The 20093-nt window shown below is 72.2% G+C and carries 16 protein-coding genes and 2 pseudogenes; 7 read left to right on the top strand and 11 right to left on the bottom strand.

Going from position 1 to position 20093, the window contains the following annotated elements:
- Window positions 1-29 precede the first annotated feature (29 nt).
- The 3 genes and pseudogenes from AC3ANS_RS14075 to AC3ANS_RS14085 all read left to right on the top strand — a co-directional run.
- A pseudogene (locus AC3ANS_RS14075) lies at window positions 30-779 on the top strand (metal ABC transporter permease); the annotation flags it as partial.
- Window positions 780-872: 93 nt separating this feature from the next.
- The gene (locus AC3ANS_RS14080; protein ID WP_488296501.1) at window positions 873-1001 is read left to right on the top strand and encodes a zinc transporter permease; all 129 of its coding nucleotides are present in this window, start codon (window positions 873-875) and stop codon (window positions 999-1001) included.
- Window positions 988-1413, top strand: coding sequence for a Fur family transcriptional regulator (locus AC3ANS_RS14085; protein ID WP_488292209.1), 426 nt, complete (start codon window positions 988-990; stop codon window positions 1411-1413). The genes AC3ANS_RS14080 and AC3ANS_RS14085 overlap by 14 nt, the downstream gene beginning before the upstream one ends.
- 28 nt (window positions 1414-1441) lie before the next feature.
- Here the strand turns inward: AC3ANS_RS14085 and AC3ANS_RS14090 are convergent, their stop codons facing one another.
- From AC3ANS_RS14090 to AC3ANS_RS14110, 5 genes and pseudogenes are all read right to left on the bottom strand, one after another.
- Window positions 1442-3061 carry a sensor histidine kinase gene (locus tag AC3ANS_RS14090; protein WP_488292210.1) on the bottom strand — a complete coding sequence of 540 codons (1620 nt, stop codon included), beginning with the start codon at window positions 3059-3061 and terminating at the stop codon, window positions 1442-1444.
- 99 nt (window positions 3062-3160) lie between these two features.
- Window positions 3161-3919 (bottom strand): annotated as a pseudogene (locus AC3ANS_RS14095) (isoprenyl transferase); the annotation flags it as partial.
- A gap of 27 nt (window positions 3920-3946) precedes the next feature.
- Window positions 3947-5596, bottom strand: coding sequence for a sensor histidine kinase (locus tag AC3ANS_RS14100; protein ID WP_488292211.1), 1650 nt, complete (start codon window positions 5594-5596; stop codon window positions 3947-3949).
- Between the two features lie 74 nt (window positions 5597-5670).
- The gene (gene recO / locus AC3ANS_RS14105; RefSeq protein WP_488292212.1) at window positions 5671-6408 is read right to left on the bottom strand and encodes a DNA repair protein RecO; all 738 of its coding nucleotides are present in this window, start codon (window positions 6406-6408) and stop codon (window positions 5671-5673) included.
- 29 nt (window positions 6409-6437) lie between these two features.
- Window positions 6438-7295, bottom strand: coding sequence for an alpha/beta fold hydrolase (locus AC3ANS_RS14110; protein ID WP_488292213.1), 858 nt, complete (start codon window positions 7293-7295; stop codon window positions 6438-6440).
- A gap of 69 nt (window positions 7296-7364) precedes the next feature.
- Here AC3ANS_RS14110 and AC3ANS_RS14115 point away from each other — a divergent pair, with 69 nt between their 5' ends.
- Entirely contained in the window at window positions 7365-10139 is a 2775-nt protein-coding gene (locus tag AC3ANS_RS14115) for an ATP-binding protein (protein ID WP_488292214.1), read from the top strand.
- A 12-nt stretch (window positions 10140-10151) separates the two neighbouring features.
- Here the strand turns inward: AC3ANS_RS14115 and leuA are convergent, their stop codons facing one another.
- Complete coding sequence (gene leuA, locus AC3ANS_RS14120) at window positions 10152-11876, bottom strand: 2-isopropylmalate synthase (RefSeq protein ID WP_488292215.1); 1725 nt, start codon at window positions 11874-11876, stop codon at window positions 10152-10154.
- A gap of 263 nt (window positions 11877-12139) precedes the next feature.
- Window positions 12140-13321 (bottom strand): zinc-dependent alcohol dehydrogenase, encoded by a 1182-nt coding sequence (locus tag AC3ANS_RS14125; protein WP_488292216.1) that lies wholly within the window; start codon window positions 13319-13321, stop codon window positions 12140-12142.
- A gap of 282 nt (window positions 13322-13603) precedes the next feature.
- Here AC3ANS_RS14125 and AC3ANS_RS14130 point away from each other — a divergent pair, with 282 nt between their 5' ends.
- Window positions 13604-14455, top strand: a complete 852-nt coding sequence (locus AC3ANS_RS14130; RefSeq protein ID WP_488292217.1) for a sigma-70 family RNA polymerase sigma factor — start codon at window positions 13604-13606, stop codon at window positions 14453-14455.
- A 4-nt stretch (window positions 14456-14459) separates the two neighbouring features.
- On the opposite strand, the gene AC3ANS_RS14135 is transcribed toward AC3ANS_RS14130, so the two are convergent.
- Window positions 14460-15686 carry a glucose-1-phosphate adenylyltransferase family protein gene (locus tag AC3ANS_RS14135; RefSeq protein WP_488292218.1) on the bottom strand — a complete coding sequence of 409 codons (1227 nt, stop codon included), beginning with the start codon at window positions 15684-15686 and terminating at the stop codon, window positions 14460-14462.
- 185 nt (window positions 15687-15871) lie between these two features.
- Between AC3ANS_RS14135 and AC3ANS_RS14140 the strand changes: the two genes are divergently transcribed.
- Window positions 15872-16687: a septum formation family protein gene (locus tag AC3ANS_RS14140; protein WP_488292219.1), complete on the top strand. Its 816-nt coding sequence runs from the start codon at window positions 15872-15874 to the stop codon at window positions 16685-16687.
- Entirely contained in the window at window positions 16684-17517 is an 834-nt protein-coding gene (locus tag AC3ANS_RS14145; RefSeq protein ID WP_488292220.1) for a septum formation family protein, read from the top strand. The genes AC3ANS_RS14140 and AC3ANS_RS14145 overlap by 4 nt, the downstream gene beginning before the upstream one ends.
- Here the strand turns inward: AC3ANS_RS14145 and AC3ANS_RS14150 are convergent.
- Genes AC3ANS_RS14150 through AC3ANS_RS14160 form a run of 3 tightly spaced genes read right to left on the bottom strand, consistent with a single transcriptional unit; the run spans window position 17490 to window position 19635 of the window.
- On the bottom strand, window positions 17490-17885 hold the full coding sequence (locus tag AC3ANS_RS14150; protein ID WP_488292221.1) for a nuclear transport factor 2 family protein: 396 nt from the start codon (window positions 17883-17885) through the stop codon (window positions 17490-17492). The two genes, AC3ANS_RS14145 and AC3ANS_RS14150, sit on opposite strands and share 28 nt — an antisense overlap.
- Window positions 17886-17899: 14 nt before the next feature.
- Window positions 17900-18817: a GTPase Era gene (gene era / locus AC3ANS_RS14155; protein WP_488292222.1), complete on the bottom strand. Its 918-nt coding sequence runs from the start codon at window positions 18815-18817 to the stop codon at window positions 17900-17902.
- Window positions 18814-19635, bottom strand: coding sequence for a siderophore-interacting protein (locus AC3ANS_RS14160; protein ID WP_488292223.1), 822 nt, complete (start codon window positions 19633-19635; stop codon window positions 18814-18816). The genes era and AC3ANS_RS14160 overlap by 4 nt, the downstream gene beginning before the upstream one ends.
- Window positions 19636-20093 lie beyond the last annotated feature (458 nt).

Raw genomic sequence — 20093 nt, forward strand, 5'->3', positions numbered from 1 at the left:
ACTACCTGCACCTCCTCAACCTGCAGTTCATGCAGCGGGCGCTCATCGCGGCGCTGTTCACCGGACTGGCCGCACCCGTCGTCGGCACCTACCTCGTGCAGCGGCGCCTCGCGCTCATGGGCGACGGCATCGGTCACGTGGCGGTCACCGGCGTCGCCCTCGGCCTGCTGACCGGCGTGTCGCCGGTGTGGACCGCGGTGCTCGTCTCGGTGCTCGGCGCGATCCTGATCGAGATCATCCGCGAGCGCGGGCACGCCAACGGCGACGTCGCGCTCGCCCTGCTCTTCTACGGCGGGCTCGCGGGCGGCGTGCTGATCACCGGACTGGCGGGCCAGAGCGGCGCGCGGCTGCAGACCTACCTGTTCGGCTCCATCACCACGATGTCGCGCACCGACGTGCTGGTGACGATGGCGCTCGCGGGCGTCGTCGTGCTCCTCGGCGTCGGCCTCGCGCCCCAGCTCTTCGCGGTCGCGCAGGACCAGGAGTTCGCCCAGGTCACCGGTCTCAACATCCGTGTCTACAACGTGCTGGTCGCCGTGCTGGCCGCGGTGAGCGTCAGCGTCGCCATGCGCACCGTTGGCCTGCTCCTGGTCTCGGCGCTCATGGTCGTGCCGGTCGCCACCGCGCAGCAGCTGACGCGCTCGTTCCGCGGCACGCTGGTGGCCGCGATGGTCCTCGGCATGCTGGCGGCGGTCGGCGGACTCCTGATCTCCGCGGCCGCGCCGGAGGGCACCACCGTCGCCCCCGGCCCCACGATCGTGCTGCTCGCGCTCGCCTGCTTCACGGTGTCCTGGCCGCTCGGCGTGTGGCTGCGCTCGCGCCAGCGGCTGCGGCGACCGTTCCCGGTGGTCGCGGCGGCGGCCCACCAGACGATCGGCGAGCACCCCCACGACCACGGGGACGACTGCGGGCACGTCGCCGTACCCCACGGAGACCACGTCGACTACGTCCACGACGGGCACCGGCACGCCCCGCACGGGAGGCACTATGACGAGCACTGACGACGGCGGCTCGACGAGCCCGGCGACACCGCCGCTGCGCCCGACGCGGCAGCGCCGCGCGGTCACCGAGGTCCTCGACTCCTTCGCGGACTTCCGCTCGGCCCAGGAGATCCACGAGCTGCTCGGCGAGCGCGGCATGCCGGTCGGGCTGGCGACCGTCTACCGCACCCTGCAGCGGCTCGCCGAGGCCGGCGACGTCGACGTGCTGCGCACCGAGGACGGTGAGGCGATCTACCGCCGGTGCTCCGACAGCCACCACCACCACCTCGTGTGCCGGTCCTGTGGTGCGACCGTCGAGGTGGAAGGCCCGACCGTCGAGCGCTGGACCCGCGCGATCGCGGCCGAGCACGGGTACGCCGACGTCAGCCACACGCTCGAGATCTTCGGCACCTGCCGCGCCTGCAGCGGCTGACGGGACCGCGCTCAGGACGGCCCAGGGGTCAGTCCAGTGCGTCCGGGCCGAGCGGCAGGCGCACCCGGAACACGCTCCCGGCGTCGAGCTCGCTCTCGACCTCGATCCGACCGCCGTGGCTCTCCACGATCGACTTGGTGATGCTCAGGCCCAGACCGACTCCCTGGATCGTGCGTTCCTCGGCCTGCCGGCTGCGGAAGAACCGCGTGAAGAGCCGGTCGCGGTCGGCCGCGGCGATCCCGATGCCGGTGTCGGTGACGCAGAGCTCGGCCCGGTTGGCATCGATGCCCAGCGTGACGCAGACCCGGCCGCCGGCGGTGGTGTACTTCACGGCATTGGAGACCAGGTTGTCGACCACCTGACCCATCCGCTCCTCGTCGGCCAGCACGAGGAGGCTCTCGGGCGCGTCGAGCTCGAGCAAGATGCCGTTGCGCGAGGCGACCGGCGTGGCAGCGGCGACACAGTCGCGCGCGATCGCGGCGAGGTCGGTCGGCACCCGGAGCACCGGCAGCTGACCCTCGTCGGTGCGCGCCGTGTGCAGCAGGTCGGCGACCAGACGGTGCAGCCGGCCGGTGTTGCGGGCCACCACCTCGAGCTGTGCCACCACGTCGGCCGGCAGGTCGTCGCGCTCGAGCAGGATGTTGACGTAGCCGACGATCGAGGTCAGGGGCGTGCGCAGCTCGTGCGAGACCGACGCCACGAACTGGTCCTTGACCTGCAGCGCCCGCATGTAGTCGGTGACGTCCTTGTAGGCCAGCGACGCACCCGCGAACTCACCCGCCTCGTCCTCCACCCGGCGCGCGGAGACCGAGAGCGCCCGGCGGGTCAGTGGGTCCCGGCCCACCCAGATCCGCACGTCCTCGAACTCCTCGCCCCTGCTGGCGCGGTACGTCGGCATCTCCTCCGCGGTGAGCTCCCGGGTGCCGGAGGCGTCGTAGACGTCGCCGAGCTGCCCCGAGCGACCGGCGTGGCCGCTCGGGAAGGCGAGGTCCATGAAGTCCTCGTGCCGCCGGTTCATCCCCTGGTAGGCGCCCTGCCGGTCGAGCAGCAGCAGCCCGACGTCGACGGTGTCGAAGATCGCCTGCGACACCCGGCGCTGGTGCTCGATCACGGTCATGCTGAGGCGGACCCGCTCGAGGGCATAGGAGATCGCCAACGCGGCCCAGCCCGCCACGACCGGGATCAGCACCGCCCGGGACAGGTTGACGCCGTTGATCCCGAGATAGAGCAGGCTCGGGACGGCGAGCAGCAGCGTCGTCGCGGTGAACGCGACGACGGCACCGGGACGGCCGAACTGCCGGCCCAGCCACAGCGCCGGGACCACGGCCAGGATGCCGGCCCCGCCGCCCGCCTGGTCCATCCGCGACAGCCCGAGCGCCGCCAGGTCGAGCACCGGCAGCACGGCAACCGCCCACGGTGGACTCGTGGTCCACGGCACCATCACGGCGACCGCGCACATGACGAGCGTCAGCAGGAGGCCCGCCGTCGGCCAGCCGCTGAGCGCCAGCGACGACCCCTGGAGCGCGCGCAACGCCATGTCGAGGCCGAACAGGAGCGCGAACACACCCTGCAGCACCGCGGCGTCGGGCTCGTCGGTGAACAGCAGGCGGTGTCGCAGGTCGCCCAGTCGCTGGGCGAGGGGGCCCATGGTCGCTCAGTCCTCGGCCCGGACCGGATCCGGCCGGACCGGGTCCGGCCCGACCGGGTCCGGCCCGACCGGGTTCGGCCCGACCGGGTTCGGCGCGGCCCCGCCGTACCTCCGGTCGCGGCTGGCGTAGAGCTCGACGGCGTGCCACAGGTGGCGCCGGTCGACGTCGGGCCACAGCACGTCGGTGAAGACCAGCTCGGAGTACGCCGCCTGCCACAGCATGAAGTTGGAGAGACGCTGCTCCCCGGAGGTCCGCCAGACCAGGTCCGCGTCGGACTGCTCGGGGACGTAGAGGTGCCGGGCGAAGGTCTTCTCGTCGACCTTCTCGGGGTCCAGCCGGCCGGCCGCCACCTCACGGGCGATGCTGCGGGCGGTGTCGGCCAGCTCGGCGCGCCCACCGTAGTTGACACACATCGTCAGCGTGAGCACGTCGTTGTGCCGGGTCAGCTCCTCGGCGACCTGCAGCTCGCGGACCACCGACTTCCACAGCCGCGGGGCCCGGCCGGCCCACCGCACCCGGACGCCGAGCTCGTGCATCTCGTCGCGGCGGCGCCGGATCACGTCACGGTTGAAGCCCATCAGGAAGCGCACCTCGTCGGGGGTGCGCGACCAGTTCTCGGTGGAGAACGCGTACGCCGACACCGCCTTCACACCGATCTCGATCGCGCCCTCGACCACGTCGAACAGGGAGTGCTCGCCCTGCTCGTGGCCCTTCGTGCGGGGCAGCCCACGTTGCTTGGCCCAGCGACCGTTGCCGTCCATGACGATCGCCACGTGCCTGGGCACCAGCTCCGGGGGGATCGCCGGCGGGCGTGCCCCCGAGGGATGCGGCGTGGGTGGCCGGACGCTGCGTCTCACGTCGGCGAGCCTAGTGGCGCCAGGGAGTCAGGAGGCGAGTTCAGCGGCGTATCGCGGAAGGACGACCCGGAACTCGGTCCCGCGGCCGGGCTCGCTGTCGACCTCGATCCGGCCGCCGTGGCTCTCCACGATCGACCGGGTGATCGACAGGCCGAGTCCGATTCCCTGGATCGCCCGCCGGGTGGCCTCGGTCCCGCGGAAGAACCGGCTGAACAGCCGCGCCCGGTCCGCGAGCGGGATGCCGATCCCGGTGTCTCGGACCTGGATCCGCACGCTGCCCTCCCCCACGTCGACGACCACCTGGACGGCTCCCCCGGCCTCGGTGAACTTGATGGCGTTGGAGACCAGGTTGTCGACGACCTGGGCGAGCCGGTCGGGGTCACCGGTGAAGGCGATGCTGTCGGGGACGTCGGCCTCGAGGTGAACGGCGGCGCGAGCGGCGTCCTGACGGGCGCCGTCGACGCACGTGCGGACGATCTGCGCGAGGTCGGTGACCCGCTCCCGAAGGGGCACCGGGCGGCCGGCGTGCTGCACCTCGTCGAGGAGGTCCTGGACCAGCCGCTCGAGCCGCCGGCCGTTGCGGGCCACCGCGTCGAGCTGCTTGCGCAGCGTCGGATCCAGGTCGGCGCGGTCCAGAGCCACCGCGACGTACCCCACGATCGGGGTCAACGGGGTCCGGAGCTCGTGCGAGACGAGCGCGATGAAGTCGTCCTTGACCTTGACGGCCCGCATCAGCTCGGTGACGTCCGTGTAGGAGATCGCGGCCCCGACGACGCTCCCGTCCGCGTCCTCGACCCGGCGGGCCGAGATCGACATCGCCCTCCGGTCCTCCTCCGGCCCGATCCAGACCCGGAGGTCGTCGAACTCCTCGCCGCGCCGGGCGCGAGCGGTCGGCACCTCCTCGATCGGGATCGGAGTCCTGCCGGACTCGTCGAAGACCTGCGCCGCGGCGAGGTCACCTCCGGGGTAGGCGCGCGCCGAGAACTCGGCGAGCCGCTCGTTCATCAAGATGGGGTTGCCCTCGCGGTCGAGCAGGGCGAGTCCCACGTCGACGGCCTCGAACACGGCGTACGCCGAGCGGCGGCTCCGCTCGATGGCCTCGAGGGCGACCGCGAGCTCGGCCTCCCGCGCCTCCGCACGGGCCTGTGCGGTGCGTGCGGCGACCAGGGCGGCACTGGTCGCGAAGGCGCTGAAGCCCGCCAGGACGGTCAGGAGGAGGAGCCACTCGGCGTTGACGACCTCCAGCCCCCGCGTCAGGAGTCCGGGGACGACGATGAACGCCACCGTCCCACCGGTCGCCAGGGCCACCCCGCGCGACCCGAGCTCGAGGCCGAGCCAGATCGAGGGGAACACGACCAGCCCCGACGCGATGCCGAGCTCGGAGCCGTGGGCGAGCATGCCCAGTGCGGCGATGTGGACCAGGGCGACCGCCCGCGACACGACCTCGACCCGACCGGCCGGCGCCGTCAGCACGACCACGCTGGCCGTGGCCGCGAGCGCGACCCCGACGACCGGCCAGGAGGCCGGGGCCACGGGCCCCTCGCCGGCGACGCGGAACCCGAGGGCGATCATCAAGATCAGCGCGAAGGAGGACTGGAGCACCCGCGGGTCCGGCTCACCGCCGTTCCAGCACAGGTTGCGGACCAGCCAGCGGCATCGCGTACCCCAGGCGCGCACACATCACCTCCCGTCCTCGTCCTGGCCCATCGGCGCCGACACGCCGGACCTGAGCGGCGGAGGTGAAGCCGGGCTCAGCGCTCGACGTACGCCATCGACTTCAGGCCGCGCTCGAGGTGCCAGGCGAGGTAGGCCGCGACCAGCGTGCTGGCCTCCTTGAGGTGCCGGCCCTGCGCGGGGTCGACGACGGCCCACTCGCCGGCGAGGAGCGCCCCGAGGAGCCCGACGGTCTCAGGCGCCGGCGATGCGGACCCCGGCACCCGGCAGGTCGCGCACAGCATGCCGCCCATCGAGGGGTTGAACCACCGGTGCCGGGACTCCTCGGCCGGGAGCGTGCCGCAGCGCGCGCAGTGGTCGAACGACGGGGCGTACCCCGCGACCGCCAGCGAGCGCAACAGGTAGGAGTCGAGCACCTGGCCGGGTGCGTGCTCCCCCGCCACCATCGCCCGCAGTCCGCCGACCAGGAGCAGGAACTGCTGCACCGACGGCTCGCGCTCCTCGGCCACCAGGCGGTCGGCGGTCTCGAGCATCACCGTGCCGGCGGTGTAGCGGTCGTAGTCGAGGCCCAGTCCCTTGGAGAACGGCGTCAGGGTCTCGGCCTGCGTGATCGTGTCGAGGCTGCGGCCCTCGGCGAGCTGCAGGTCGACGTGGGTGAACGGCTCGAGCCGGGACCCGAAGCGCGACGTCGTACGCCGCACCCCCTTGGCGACCGCCCGGACCCGGCCGTGCTGGCGGGTCAGCAGCGTGACGATGCGGTCGGCCTCACCCAGCTTGTGGGTGCGCAGCACGATGGCCTCGTCGCGGTAGAGCACTGACCCATTCTGCCCCGTGCCGGGTGGAATCAGGCTCCGGCGCGACGGCCGCGCCGCGGCGTCTTCCAGCACCCGGTCGCCAGGTCGGCCGCAGCGCGGTCCAGGCGCTCGGGACGCAGCCGCCACTCGAGCGCCGACCGGGCCTTGACGAACGTGCCGCGGGGCAGCTCGTCGGCGAGCATCGCCGCGTCGGCCAGCGGGTGCATCGGGTCACCGGCGTGGCCGACCACGAGGGCGGGCACGCTGATCGCGCGCCGCTCGCGGGCCGAGGGTGCCGCTCGGCCGAAGAAGAGGCCGTGCAGGAGCGCAGCCATCGGCGCCGGCCGCTGGTCGCAGGTGTCGAGGGCGATCCCGACCCAGAACGGCACGATGCCGCGCGGCACCGGGCGGGTCAGCCGGCGCAGGACCGACACCGACAGCGGCAGGAAGCGCGCGGCGAGCAGCAACGGCCCGAACGCGAGGATCCCTGCCTCCACCCCGTTGTCGAGGATGGGTGCGTCGAGGATCAGCCCGCGCACGCGGCGCCCGGCGATCGCGGCCGTCTCCAGGGCGACGTTCGCGCCGAGCCCGCTGCCGCCGACGACCGCCTGGGCGGCGCCGAGGTGGTCCAGCAGGGCGACGACCTGCTCGGCGAACGCTGTGACCGAGTAGGCGTGCGGGTCCGCGGGCCGGTCCGAGCGGCCGTGCCCCAGCGGGTCCAGGGTCACCACGTGCAGGCCCTCGGCGGCGAGCACCCGGGCCAGCGGCTGCTGCATCCGGCGCGGCATCAGCTCACCGGGCACCAGCACCACCCAGGCGTCCCCGGCGCCGTACTCGGTGTACTCGAGCCGGTCGCGACCCGCGTCGGACTCCACGAAGAACTGCCCGATCCGCTCCGACACCAGCATGGGCACAACATAGGCCAGGCATCGCCGGGAATGCGTGCACACGGGGTCCGCGTGGACCACACTTCCTCCATGTCCCCCCCGCGCGGCCGGCTCTCGTGGCAAGGCACGCTGGGCCTGCTCGTCGCGGTCTATGTCGCCAGCACGGTCGCGGTGCGGTTCGCGCCGGAGCACGGGGCGGTCGCGGCGTGGTGGCCGGGCGCGGGTCTCTCGGTGGTGCTCGTCGCGTTCACGCCACGCCGGCGCTGGGCCGTGGTCGTCGCCGCGATCGTGGTCGTCTGCACGCTGGCGAACCTCACGGGCGGTCGCGACCCGGGCATCGCCACGATCTTCGGGATCGGCGACGCAGCCGAGGCACTGGTCGCGGGTGCCCTCCTGCGGCGCGGTGACCGCGCGCCCGTGCTCGCGTCGTTCGAGGACCTGGGGCGGGTGGCCGTCGCCGCGGTCGTGGGCGCGGTCGCGATCGCGTTGGTGGCACCGCTGGCGGTGGGCGTGATCAGCGACGGCAGCGTGTGGTCGACGGCTCGCACCGTCTACACCTCGCACGCGACGTCCACCCTGGTGATCGTGCCGGCCGCCCTCGCGGCAGCCGCGTCCGGGCGCCGGTGGACCTCGTGGGAGGCGCCGGTCCAGGCCGCGGCCCTGATCGCGGTGACCGCGCTGGTCTTCGCCCCGGGGCAGGAGCTGGCCCTCACGATCCTGCCGCTCCCCGTGCTCGCCTGGGCAGCGCTGCGGCTCGACCTGCGGACGGTGACCTGGGAGGTCGTCGCCTTCGCGGCCCTGGTGACCTATCTCAGCTCAGTGGGTGGCGGCCCGCTGGGCGCCGACTTCGACGAGGGCAAGGTCGGGGCCGCGGCCATGGCGACCCTTGTCCAGGCCTACCTGCTCTGCACGGCCAGCGTCGCCACCCCGCTCGCCCTCGCAATGGACCTGCGGCACCGGCTGCTCGAACGGCTCGGCGCCAGCGAGCGCCTCTTCCGTCGCAACTTCACCGAGTCGATGATCGGCATGGTGCTCCTGCGCAACGGCCCCGGCGACTACCTCGAGATCGTCGACGTCAACGACGCCGCCGCCCGGATCATCGGTGGCTCCGCCTCGCCCCTTGGTCGCGGTCTCGCCGACGTCCTCGACACCCCCGAGCCGCTGGCCCTGATCGCGGCCCGGATGCTCACCGGCAGCCCGGACGGCAGCGCGGGCGGTTGGCGCACCCAGGCCCGCGTGCGCGACCGGCCGGGCGCCCGGGTCAACATCGCGGTCTCGCTGCTGACCACGACCCCCGAGCCGACGTTCTCCGCACAGCTGCAGGAGGTCACCGCGGAGTACGACGCCCGGCGGAGGCTCGAGGCCGCCGAGAAGCTGACCGGCGCCACGCTCGACACCACCGCCGCGATGATCCTCGTCACCGATCTCGAGGGGACCGTCGTCCGCGTCAACGGCGCCACGACCGCGCTGACCGGCTTCGACGAGGACGACCTGCTCGGCACCGCGATCTGGGACATGCCGTTCGCCTCGGCCGGGTCGAGCGGCTACCCCGCCGGCCTGCCCGACGAGCCCACCGCCCAGGTCAGTCGCGAGACCGACGTCATCACCCGGCAGGGCATGCGGCGACGGGTGCTGTGGAACACCAGCTACGTCCGCGACGAGCGGGACCGCCCGACGTACATCGTGATCACCGGCACCGACCTCACCGCCGAGCGCACCGCGGCCGGTCTCAACCAGCACCTGCTCGATGCCGCGACCGCGGTCGCGTTGATCGGCATCGACCCGCGGGGCCGGATCACCCTGTTCAACGCCGGCGCGGTCGGGCTGCTCGGGTACGACGCGCAGGACATGCGCGGCGTCGCGTTCACCGACCTGCTCGACCCCGAGCAGGTCGCGCGGCGGTGCGGAGGGGCGACCGGGGAGGACGCGTTCGCCCAGCTGGTCGCCGGCATCGACAGCGGGCGCGAGACCGCGACCCGGGACTGGACCTGGGTGGGAGCCGACGGGAGTGCCCACACCGTGGCGATGACGCTCAGCGTCGCCGCGGACGCCTTCGCGGCCCGGGTCGGATACCTCTGCGTCGGCCGGGACGTCACCCAGGCCCGGGCCAGCCAGGAGCTGCTGGTCGCCGCGTTGGAGAAGGAGCGACTCGCCGTCGAGCGCCTGCGCCAGCTCGACGCCGCCAAGAGCGAGTTCGTGTCCACGGTCAGCCACGAGCTGCGCACGCCCGTCACGAGCATCGTCGGCTACACCGAGCTCCTCGAGGACGGGTCCGTCGGCGAACCCACTCCCGAGCAGCGCCCGATGCTGGACAGCATCGCCCGCAACGGCCAGCGGCTGATCCTGCTGTGCGACGACCTCCTCACGCTCAGCGGCCTCGACTCCGGCGCCGCCGCCTGGGAGCACGAGACCCTCGACCTCGCCTCGCTGCTGCCGGCCGCCGAGGAGGCGGTGCGGCCGTTGCTCGCCGGCCGCGACCTCGAGCTCTCCCTCGCCGCGCACTCGGACCCCGTGCTGGTGCTCGGTGACCGGGTCCAGCTCGAGCGGGTGCTCACCAACCTGCTCGGCAACGCGGTGAAGTTCACCGAGGACGGCGGGCGCATCGACTGCCGCGTGGAGCGCCGCGACGGCGAGGCCTGGGTCTCGGTCAGCGACACCGGGATCGGCATCCCCACCGAGGAGCAGTCCGGGCTCTTCCAGCGGTTCTTCCGCTCCTCCACCGCTCAGGAGCGCGCGATCCAGGGCACCGGCCTCGGCCTCTCAATCGTCGCCGCCACCGTCGCCGCCCACGGTGGGCGGATCGACGTCGAGTCCGCCCACCTGGAGGGCACCACCTTCACCGTGCGGCTGCCCCTCGCGCGGTGATGTTCCGGGTGGCTACTTCGTGCGGTTCACGGCGCTGATCACGGCCTTGAGGGAGGCGGTGACGATGTTGGCGTCGACCCCCACGCCCCAGTAGACCTGGTCGCGCACGAGGCACTCGACGTACGCCGCCGCCAGGGCGTCGCCGCCGGCGGACAGGGCGTGCTCGGCGTAGTCGAGCACGCGGACGTCCCACTCGTGCCCCCCAGGTCGGGCAGAGAGCTCGTTGATCGCGTTGACGAACGCCGCGATCGGGCCGTTGCCCTCGCCGTGCAGCGAGGTGATCTCGCCGTCGACGTAGACGTTGACGTCCAGCGCGTCCTTCTCCCCCGCCGCGGAGGAGGTGTGCACGGAGTTGAGCTTCAACGGGGTCGCGCGGTCGAGGTACTCGGCACGGAAGATGCCCCAGATCTCGTCGGCGGTCAGCTCGCCGCCCTCGGTGTCCGTGCGCTCCTGCACCACCCGGCTGAACTCGATCTGCGCGCGGCGCGGCAGGTCGAGCTTGTGCTCGGCCTTGAGGATGTAGGCCACGCCGCCCTTGCCGGACTGGCTGTTGACCCGGATGACGGCTTCGTAGGTGCGGCCCACGTCCTTGGGGTCGATCGGCAGGTACGGCGCCTCCCAGGGCAGCTGCCCGACGGGCACCTGCTGCTCCTGCGCCTGCCGGTCGAGGTCCTCCAGGCCCTTCTTGATCGCGTCCTGGTGGGACCCGGAGAACGCCGTGTAGACGAGGTCGCCGGCGTACGGGTGACGAGGGTGGACCGGCAGCTGGGTGCAGTACTCGACCGTGCGGCGGATCTCGTCGATGTCGGAGAGGTCGACCTGCGGGTCGACGCCCTGGCTGAACAGGTTCAGCGCCAGCGTCACCAGGTCGACGTTGCCGGTGCGCTCGCCGTGCCCGAACAGGCAGCCCTCGACGCGGTCGGCGCCGGCCATCATCGCGAGCTCGGTGGCCGCGACGGCGGTCCCCCGGTCGTTGTGCGGGTGCAGGGAGATCACGGTGTTCTCGCGGCGGGTCAGCTGGCGGGAGAACCACTCGATCTGGTCGGCATACACGTTCGGGGTCGCGACCTCGACGGTCGCGGGCAGGTTGAGGATGATCTCGCGGCCGTCGTCCGGCTGCCAGACGTCGGAGACGGCCTCACAGACCTCCACCGAGAACGGCAGCTCGGTGCTGGTGAAGATCTCGGGGCTGTACTCGTAGCCGATGATCGTGGTGTCGAGGTTGCTCTCGACGTGCTTCATCACCAGCTGGGTGCCGCGGACGGCGATGTCCTTGACCTCGTCCTTGCTGGCCCGGAACACCACGCGGCGGAACATCGGCGCCAGCGCGTTGTAGAGGTGGATGTTGGCGCGGGGTACGCCGATCAGCGACTGCACGCTGCGCTCGATCAGGTCTTCACGCGCCTGGGTCAGCACCGAGATCGTCACGTCGTCGGGGATGTGGTCACCCTCGATCAGCTGGCGCACGAAGCTGAAGTCGGTCTCGCTCGCCGAGGGGAAGCCGACCTCGATCTCCTTGTAGCCCATCTTCACGAGGAGGTCGAACATCTTCATCTTGCGCGCCGGCGACATCGGGTCGATCAACGCCTGGTTGCCGTCGCGCAGGTCGGTGGAGAGCCACCGCGGCGCCTGGGTGATCGTCCGGTTGGGCCAGGTGCGGTCGGGCAGGTCGATCGGCGGGAACGCCCGGTAGCGCTGGAACGGCATCGGGCTGGGCTGCTGCTGCGGAATGGTCATGAGGGTCCTCGCAAAGAGACGTCGGTGCGGTGTGGCCGGCGCACGCACTCACTCCGCAGCGAGGGGGTCCGGACCTGCCCGTGTGGGCTCAGACCTCGCTGCGGCAGCGAAGGAGGAGGCTACGCATCATGACCTCGACACCATAACGCACCGGACGGCCCGCCGTTCGGATCGCGGCGGGCCGTCCGGCAGCTGGACCCGGGCCGCCCCGGGGTGGACCGGGTCGGACCGGGTCGACTGGGTCGACTGGGGTGGACCGGGGGTCAGGGCCGGAAGAGGACCTTGACCATGCCGTCCTCCTTGGCCTGGAACTTCGCGTACGCCTCGGGGGCGTCGTCCAGGGACAGGTGGTGGGTGGCGAACCCCTCGACGCCGAGCACGTCGTCCTCGCGCTGGAGCAGGTCGAAGATCTCGTCGGTCCAGGCCCGCACGTTGGCCTGGCCCATCCGCAGCTGCAGCTGCTTGTCGAACAGCTGCATCATCGGCATCGGGTCCGAGGACCCGCCGTACACCCCGGAGATCGACACCGTGCCGCCGCGGCGGACCGCCTCGAACGCCAGGTAGAGCGCCTCGAGCCGCTCGACGCTCATGTTCGTCATCATCAGCTGCTGCAGCTTCTTCGGCAGCAGCCGCAGCGACTTCTGCACGGTCTCGGCGATCGGTGACCCGTGGGCCTCCATGCCGACGGCCTCGAGGACGCTGTCCGCACCGCGGCCACCGGTCAGCTCGCGCACCCGCTCCGCGACGTCGTCGATCGCGTCGAGGTCGATGGTCTCCGCGCCGCGGGCCGCGACCCGCTGCAGGCGCTCGGGGACCCGGTCGACGACGATCACCCGGATGCCGCGGTGCATCGCGATCCTCGCCGCCATGTCGCCGATCGGACCGGCACCGAGCACGAGCAACGTGCCGCCCTCGGGCACCGCGGCGTACTCCACACCCTGCCACGCGGTGGGCAGCACGTCGGAGAGGTAGACGAACCGGTCGTCCGGCGGGCCTTCGGGGACCTTGACGGGCAGGAAGTTCGCGAACGGCACGCGCAGCAGCTCGGCCTGGCCACCCGGCACCGCGCCGTACAACTTGCTGTAGCCGAACAAGCTGGCACCGGTGCCCGTGTCGCGGTTCTGGGTGGTCTCGCACTGGCTGTAGAGGTGCCGGTCGCACATCCAGCACGAGCCGCAGCTGATGTTGAACGGCACGACGACCCGGTCGCCGACCGACAGCTCGGTCACGCCCGAGCCGACGGCCTCGACGATGCCCATCGGCTCGTGGCCGACGATGTCGCCGGGTGTCATGAACGGGGTCAGCGGGTCGTACAGGTGCAGGTCGGAGCCGCACAGCCCCGTCGTCGTCACGCGGATGACCGCGTCCGTCGGCTCCTCGATCCGGGGGTCGGGGACCTCCTCGACGCGGATGTCCTTGCGGCCTTGCCAGGTGACAGCCTTCATCAGGCGGCACTCCTCTCGTTCGGGGGACGGTCGACCCGCTGGTACCCACCGGTCGGAGGTCCACGCGGACCGGCCCCGGGACTCACCCCTTAGGGCGGATTTCGGGCGGATGGGGTCCGAGCGGGGCTACCCGCAGGCGGGCTGGGTACGACTCGGACAGCGCCGCGGTCTCGCCCGGGTTGCGCCTCCGGCACTGCCGGGTAGCGTCGATCGGGAGGAGACGGTCGCACGACCTTGCTGAGCACCCGGCAAGCCCATCCACTCGGAGATGGAGATCGCCCGATGACCACCACACCTCTCTCCACACCAATCACCCCTGCCACCACTGACGCTCCTCTCGACCCGATCGACCCGGTCGATGCCGAGAGCGGGCTGAGCCGCCAGGAGCGCGGCGAGCAGACCGAGCGGCTCCTGCGAGCCGCGCACGCCACCACCGACTCCGACGAGCGAGACGAGCTGCTCGGCCGGGTCGTCGTCATCAACCGCGGAGTCGCGGAGGCCGTGGCCGCCCGGTTCCGCAACCGCGGCGTGGCCCAGGACGACCTGTGCCAGGTCGCCTACGAAGGCCTGACCAAGGCCGTACGCCGCTTCGACCCCGCCCTGCGCAACGACCTGCTCACCTACGCGGTCCCTACGATCCGAGGCGAGCTGCAACGCTACTTCCGCGACCAGGGCTGGACGGTGCGTCCGCCGCGGCGCATCCAGGAGCTCCAGTGGCGGGTCAGCCAGGTCGTCGAACGGCTCACCCAGGCCCACGGCCGCGAGCCGTCCGATCAGGAGATCGCCGACGAGCTCGGCACCAGCGTCGCGGAGTACCGCGACGCCGCGGGCGCCTACGGGTGCTTCCAGCCCGCGTCGCTGGACCAGCCGGTGGGGCGTGAGACCGAGACCTCGATCGGCGACCTGATCGCCGGCGCGGACGACGACGGCTCGTCCTCCGAGGCCCGGATGATGCTCGCTCCCGTCGTCCGCCGGCTCCCGGAGCGGCATCGCCGGATCCTCTACCTGCGGTTCTTCGAGGACCTCACCCAGGAGGAGATCGGCCACGACCTGGGCGTGACCCAGATGCAGGTGTCGCGGCTGCTCAGCCGCATCCTCGGGGACCTGCGCGAGGAGCTCCGCGACGCGAGCTGAGGTCTCACGCGGTGGTGCCCGGCTCCAGCCGGGCACCCGCGCCGAGCACCACGTCCGGGCCGATGCTGGAACCCCGGCCGACCAGCACGATCGCGTCGGGGTCGTCCGGGTCGGTGTCGGGCTCACCGACCTCTGCGCCCGAACCGATCACGCAGTCGCGGTCGACCACCGCCCAGTCCACGCGGGCCCCCTCGGCGACCACCGTGTCCTGGAACACCACGCTGTCGCGGACCAGCGCACCCTCCTCGACGACCACACCGGGGCCGAGCACGCTGCGCAGCACGGTCCCGCGCACCGCGGATCCCGGGCTCAGCAGGCTGTCGACCACGCGGCCTCCGTCGAGCACCCGGGCCGGTGGTCGTTGCTGCTGGTGGCCGATGATCGGCCAGTCCGGGTCGCCTAGCACCCCGACGTCGTCGACGAGCACGTCGCGGTGGGCCGCGAGATACTTGTGGGGCTGGCCCAGGTCCCTCCAGTAGCCCGGCATCGCATGGGCGAAGACCCGCCCGCGATCGACCAGCCGCGGCAGCAGGTGGTCGCCGAAGTCGCCGAGCCCGGTGTCGCCCTCCCCCGCCTCGGCGCCCAGCTCGCGGTGCAGCTCTTCGAGCACGGAGACCAGCACGGCCGGGTCGTAGACGAAGATCTCCGCGGCCACGGTGCCGGTGCGGGGGCGGTCGGGCTTGTAGTCGAAGCGGGTCACCCGGCCGTCGTCGTCGGTCTCGACGGTCGCGTGGTCGCCCGCCTCCTCCACCGGGACGTCGGTGGTGACCACCGTGCACTCCGCGCCCGTACGCCGGTGCGTGCGGACGGCGTCCATGACGTCGAAGCGATAGACGTGGTCGGCGCTGAGCACCACGAGCAGGGCGGGGCCCTCGTCGCTCACCTGGTCTCGGATCCGGTAGAGCTCGTCGGCGTTGCCCTGCGCGAAGCCGTCCTCGTCGGCGCTGCCCGTGCCTTCCTGCGGCATGAGCAGCCTCAGGCCGCCCCGGTTGCGGTCCAGGTCCCAGGGCCGGCCGTTCTGCACCTGCTCACCGAGGCCGGCGCCGAGGAACTGCACGGAGAGCCAGACGTCGGTGATGCCGCTGTGCGCCAGGTTGGAGAGCGGGAAGTCGACCAGCTGGAAGATGCCGGCGAACGGCAGGGCGGGCTTGGCGCGCTCGCGGGTCAGCACGTCCATCCGGCCCCCGGTGCCGCCGGCCTGGATCACGGCGAGGATGTGGTCGCGAGGCATGGGGGCACGGTGCCCCTGCGGCCCCCGGCGCACACCCTCCCGGCGGTACGATCACGCGGATGCGGGCCCGGCGTACGACGTGCCTGCCCCCGGTCCCCCAAGCGTCAGTCACGGAAGCCCCAGTCACCCAAGCCCCAGTCACCCAGGCCCCCGTCATCCAGGCCCCAGCCGTCCGAGGAGGAGCAGTGCCGCTGGCCGCACGCCGCCGCTCCCGGAACGGCGCCCGGATCACCGGTGCCGCCCTGACCCTCCTGCTCGGTGCCGCGCTCGCCGGCTGCGGCGAGGGCAAGGCGGCCACGTCCGCCGACGACCGCGCACCCACGCTGGGTGACTGCCGGGCGCTCAGCCCCGACGATGTCGCGAAGCCGAGCAACACGACCGATCCCGTCGACTGCTCCGAGCCGCACACCGCCGAGACGTTCGCCGTCGGCCAGCTGCCTGACACCTTCGCGGACGCCGACTACGACGACGAGGACCTCGGGGCCTGGGCCTACGAGACGTGCTCGACGGCGTTCGGGGACTTCCTCGGCGCCGACGAGAGCATGGTGATGCGGACCGTGGTGAGCTGGGCGTGGTTCCGGCCCACCGAGGACGCCTGGCACGACGGAGCCCGCTGGTACCGCTGCGACGTCGTCGGCGGCGGCGAGCAGAGCAAGGAGTACGTCGACCTGCCGACCACCGCGAAGGGGCTGCTCCTGGGCCGCCCCAAGGACCAGTGGATGGTCTGTGCCGACGGGCCGACCGTGGCCGGATCGGTCAAGGTCCCCTGCACCGAGCCGCACCTGTGGCGAGCGGTGACGACGATCGCACTGGGCGAGAAGGGCGACGACTATCCCGGCGACCGGGTGGTCGAGGTGACCACACGCGACTTCTGCTCCAAGTCGGTCGGCGCGTGGCTGAACTACCCGGTCGACTACGACTTCGGCTACACGTGGTTCCACCAGGCCGAGTGGGACGCCGGCAACCGGCGGTCGGTGTGCTGGGCGAGGACCGAGCAGTGAGCCGGGTGCTGACCCGGCTGCTGCCCGCGGGGCTCCTGGTGGTCGCGTCCCTGACCGCCTGCAGCGGTGGGGACGAACCCTCGGCGGATCCCGGCCCCACGACCACGACCAGCAGCGCTCCTCCCCCGACCGCGACGCCGGCGCCGGTGCCGGCCGACAAGGCGTGCTACCGGCTCACGTTCGACCAGGCGGTGGCACCGACGACCGACCAGCGTGCGGTCGACTGCCAGCGCACGCACACCTCGATGACGTTCGCGGTCGGCGACCTCGACACGGTCGTCGACGGCCACCTGCTCGCGGTCGACTCCGACCGCGTCCAGGCCCAGCCCGCAGCGGCGTGCCCCAAGCAGCTGGACTCGTTCCTCGGCGGGACCCTCGAGGACCGGCGGCTCAGCATGCTGCGGGCCGTCTGGTTCACCCCCGACGTAGCCGCCTCGGACGCCGGCGCCTCGTGGTACCGCTGCGACGTCGTCGCGCTGGCGGCCGACGGCGAGCTCGCACCGTTGACGGGACGGATGGCGGGGGTGCTCGACCGGCCCGAGTCGCGCGACCACTACGCGATGTGCGGCACCGCCGAGCCCGGCACCCCCGGCTTCGATCGCGTCATCTGCTCGACCAAGCACTCCTGGCGGGCGATCGCGGTCGTCCCGCTGCCCGAGGGCGACTACCCGGGCGAGAAGCAGGTCCGCGCCGCCGGCGACGGACCGTGCAGCGATGCCGGCGCCGCGGTCGCGGCCGACAGCCTCGACTACAAGTGGGGCTACGAGTGGCCTACCGCCGAGCAGTGGGCCGCCGGCCAGCACTACGGGCGCTGCTGGGCTCCGAGCTGAGCGCTCATCTTCTCGATCACCTTCTGCAGGCCCGAGAACGGACGCACCATCACCGTGAAGTCGGTGAGCAGGCCGTCCTCACCCCACGTCAGCATGTCGACGCCGTGGACGGTCAGCCCGTCGAGCTCCGCGCGGAATTCCAGCACGGCCGAGGTGTCGTCGTACCACTCGCGGACGTAGCGCAGCGAGGGGCCCAGCACCGCGATCGCGGCCGAGAGGTACGTCGTGGTGAGCAGCTTGCCCTCCTGAGGCGTGTGCACGGCCGGGGAGCGGAACGTCACGTCGTCGGCGAGCAGCTCGCCCAGACCGGCCGGGTCGCGAGCCTCGGCGATCGCGTGCCAACGCTGCAGCGGTGCGGGTCGGGTCATCAGAACCCCATCTCCTAGAAGCCCAGCTTCCTGAGCTGGCGCGGGTCGCGTTGCCAGTCCTTGGCGATCTTGACGTGGAGGTCGAGGTAGACGGGCGTGCCCAGCAGCGCCTCGATCTGCTTGCGGGCGCGGGTGCCGATGTCGCGCAGACGCGCGCCCTTCGGGCCGATGATGATGCCCTTCTGGGAGTCGCGCTCGACGTAGAGATTGGCGTGGATGTCGAGCAGCGGCTTGTCGTCGGGGCGGTTCTCCCGCAGCCCCATCTCCTCGACCACGACCGCGACCGAGTGCGGCAGCTCGTCGCGCAGCCCCTCGAGCGCGGCCTCGCGGATCAGCTCGGCGGCCAGGATCTCCTCCGGCGCGTCGCTGAGGTCGCCGTCCGGGTAGAGCTGAGGCCCCTCGGGCAGCAGGCCCACGAGCAGGTCCTCGAGCAGCTTGACCTGGTCGCCGGACTTGGCCGAGACCGGGACGATCTCGGCCCACTCGGTGCCGGTCTCGGCACCGAGCCGCTGGATGTCGAGCAGGTGCTCGGCGATGCGCTCGGGGCTGGCGAGGTCGGTCTTGGTCGCGATCGCCACCTTGATCGTGCGCCTGACCTTGGCCATCTCGTTGACGATGAACCGGTCACCGGGGCCGACCTTCTCGTTCGCGGGGAGGCAGACCGCGACCACGTCGACCTCCGCGAGCGTGGTCTTCACCAGGTCGTTGAGCCGCTCGCCCAGCAGCGTGCGCGGCCGGTGCAGGCCGGGGGTGTCGACGAGCACCAGCTGTGCGTCGTCGCGGTGCACGATGCCGCGGACCACGGTGCGGGTCGTCTGCGGCTTGTCGGAGGTGATCACGACCTTGCTGCCGACCAGCGCGTTGGTCAGCGTCGACTTCCCGGCGTTGGGGCGTCCGACGAAGGACACGAAGCCGCTCTTGTGCTCGCTCATCGGGCTTCCCTCGCGCTGTTGTCGTGGTCGTCGTCGTGGTGGGCGTCGTAGTCGGCCCAGATCTGCTCGTCGCTCCTGCCTGCCGCTTTGCCGGCCCGGTAGATCGGGCCCGGGTCGACGGCACGTGGCTGGCGTGGGGCGTTGGCGCGCCAGTAGCCCATCACGTCGTACGCCGTGCTCGGCAGGTGCCGCACCCGCATCAGGTGCTTGCGGATCGCGCGCATCTGCGCCGACTCCCCCGCCATCCAGAAGTAGCCCTCGCCCTCCGGCCAGTCGATGGCCTCGACGACCTCGGCGAGCGCGCTCTGCCCGGGGGCCGGCGGGGCCAGCCAGGACACGTCGGTGCCGTCCGGGAGGTAGCCCGCCATGCTGTCGGGATCGTCGGGCACCTCGGCCCAGATCCGGGTGGGCACCGGGGCACGCTCCGCAACGGACTGGGCGATGCGGGCCATCGCCGGCAGCGCGGTGAGGTCGCCGACCAGCAGCAGCCACCGCGCGTCGGCCGGCATGTCGAAGGAGCCCTTGGGCTCGGTGACCGTGACGCGCTGACCCACGACGTCGAGTTGCGCCCACTCGGTGACCAGCCCGGTCTCGTGGACGACGACGTCGAGAGTCAGCTCGCCGCCGGTCCACGACCGCACCGTGTAGTACCGGCTCTGGAACTGCCCCGGCGCCACCAGGCCCACCCACTCGTCGGGGATCCCGGTGCTCGCGAACCCCGCCAGCCCCGGCCCGCCCAGCGTCAGCCGCACCAGGTGCGCCGAGAGCCGCTCACGCCGCAACACCTGCGCGTCGTACTGCTGGGCTCGTGTGCTCACCCTTGGAGGTTATCGGGCCATTGCCCGTCTCCTCCCCCTGGCCGCAGGTGGGTGTCGATGTCCTGCGCGGCTGCGCTGCTCGCGACCGGCTTGATGGTTGCCGGCCACTGGAACTCACCGCGGCCGCTGAACCAAGATCCGCCAGCGGGTATCTGCCGCGACGTCCACGGCCAAGCGGGCGTGTCGACCCTGCTGACCGTGCAGAGTAACGGTTCCTGGCTGACCGTTGCAGGGCTCGATGGTGAATAGGGAGCCAAACGCCAGTCCTCCGGACCCCAAGCACTGGTACGTGATGTACAGCGTAGAGGTAGGCGAGCTGAACGTCTTCACGACCTGAGAGCCGCGCTCTTCGGGCGTCCGCACGAGCTGCGCCGTCCTGTCTCGAACGTTCGTCGACACGAGCGGGTCGGTCCAGGAAGTGGTGGCCGACACCGAAGGCGGTGGTGAGGTGGTCGGAG

The organism is Nocardia sp. 149-1B (assembly GCF_057747975.1).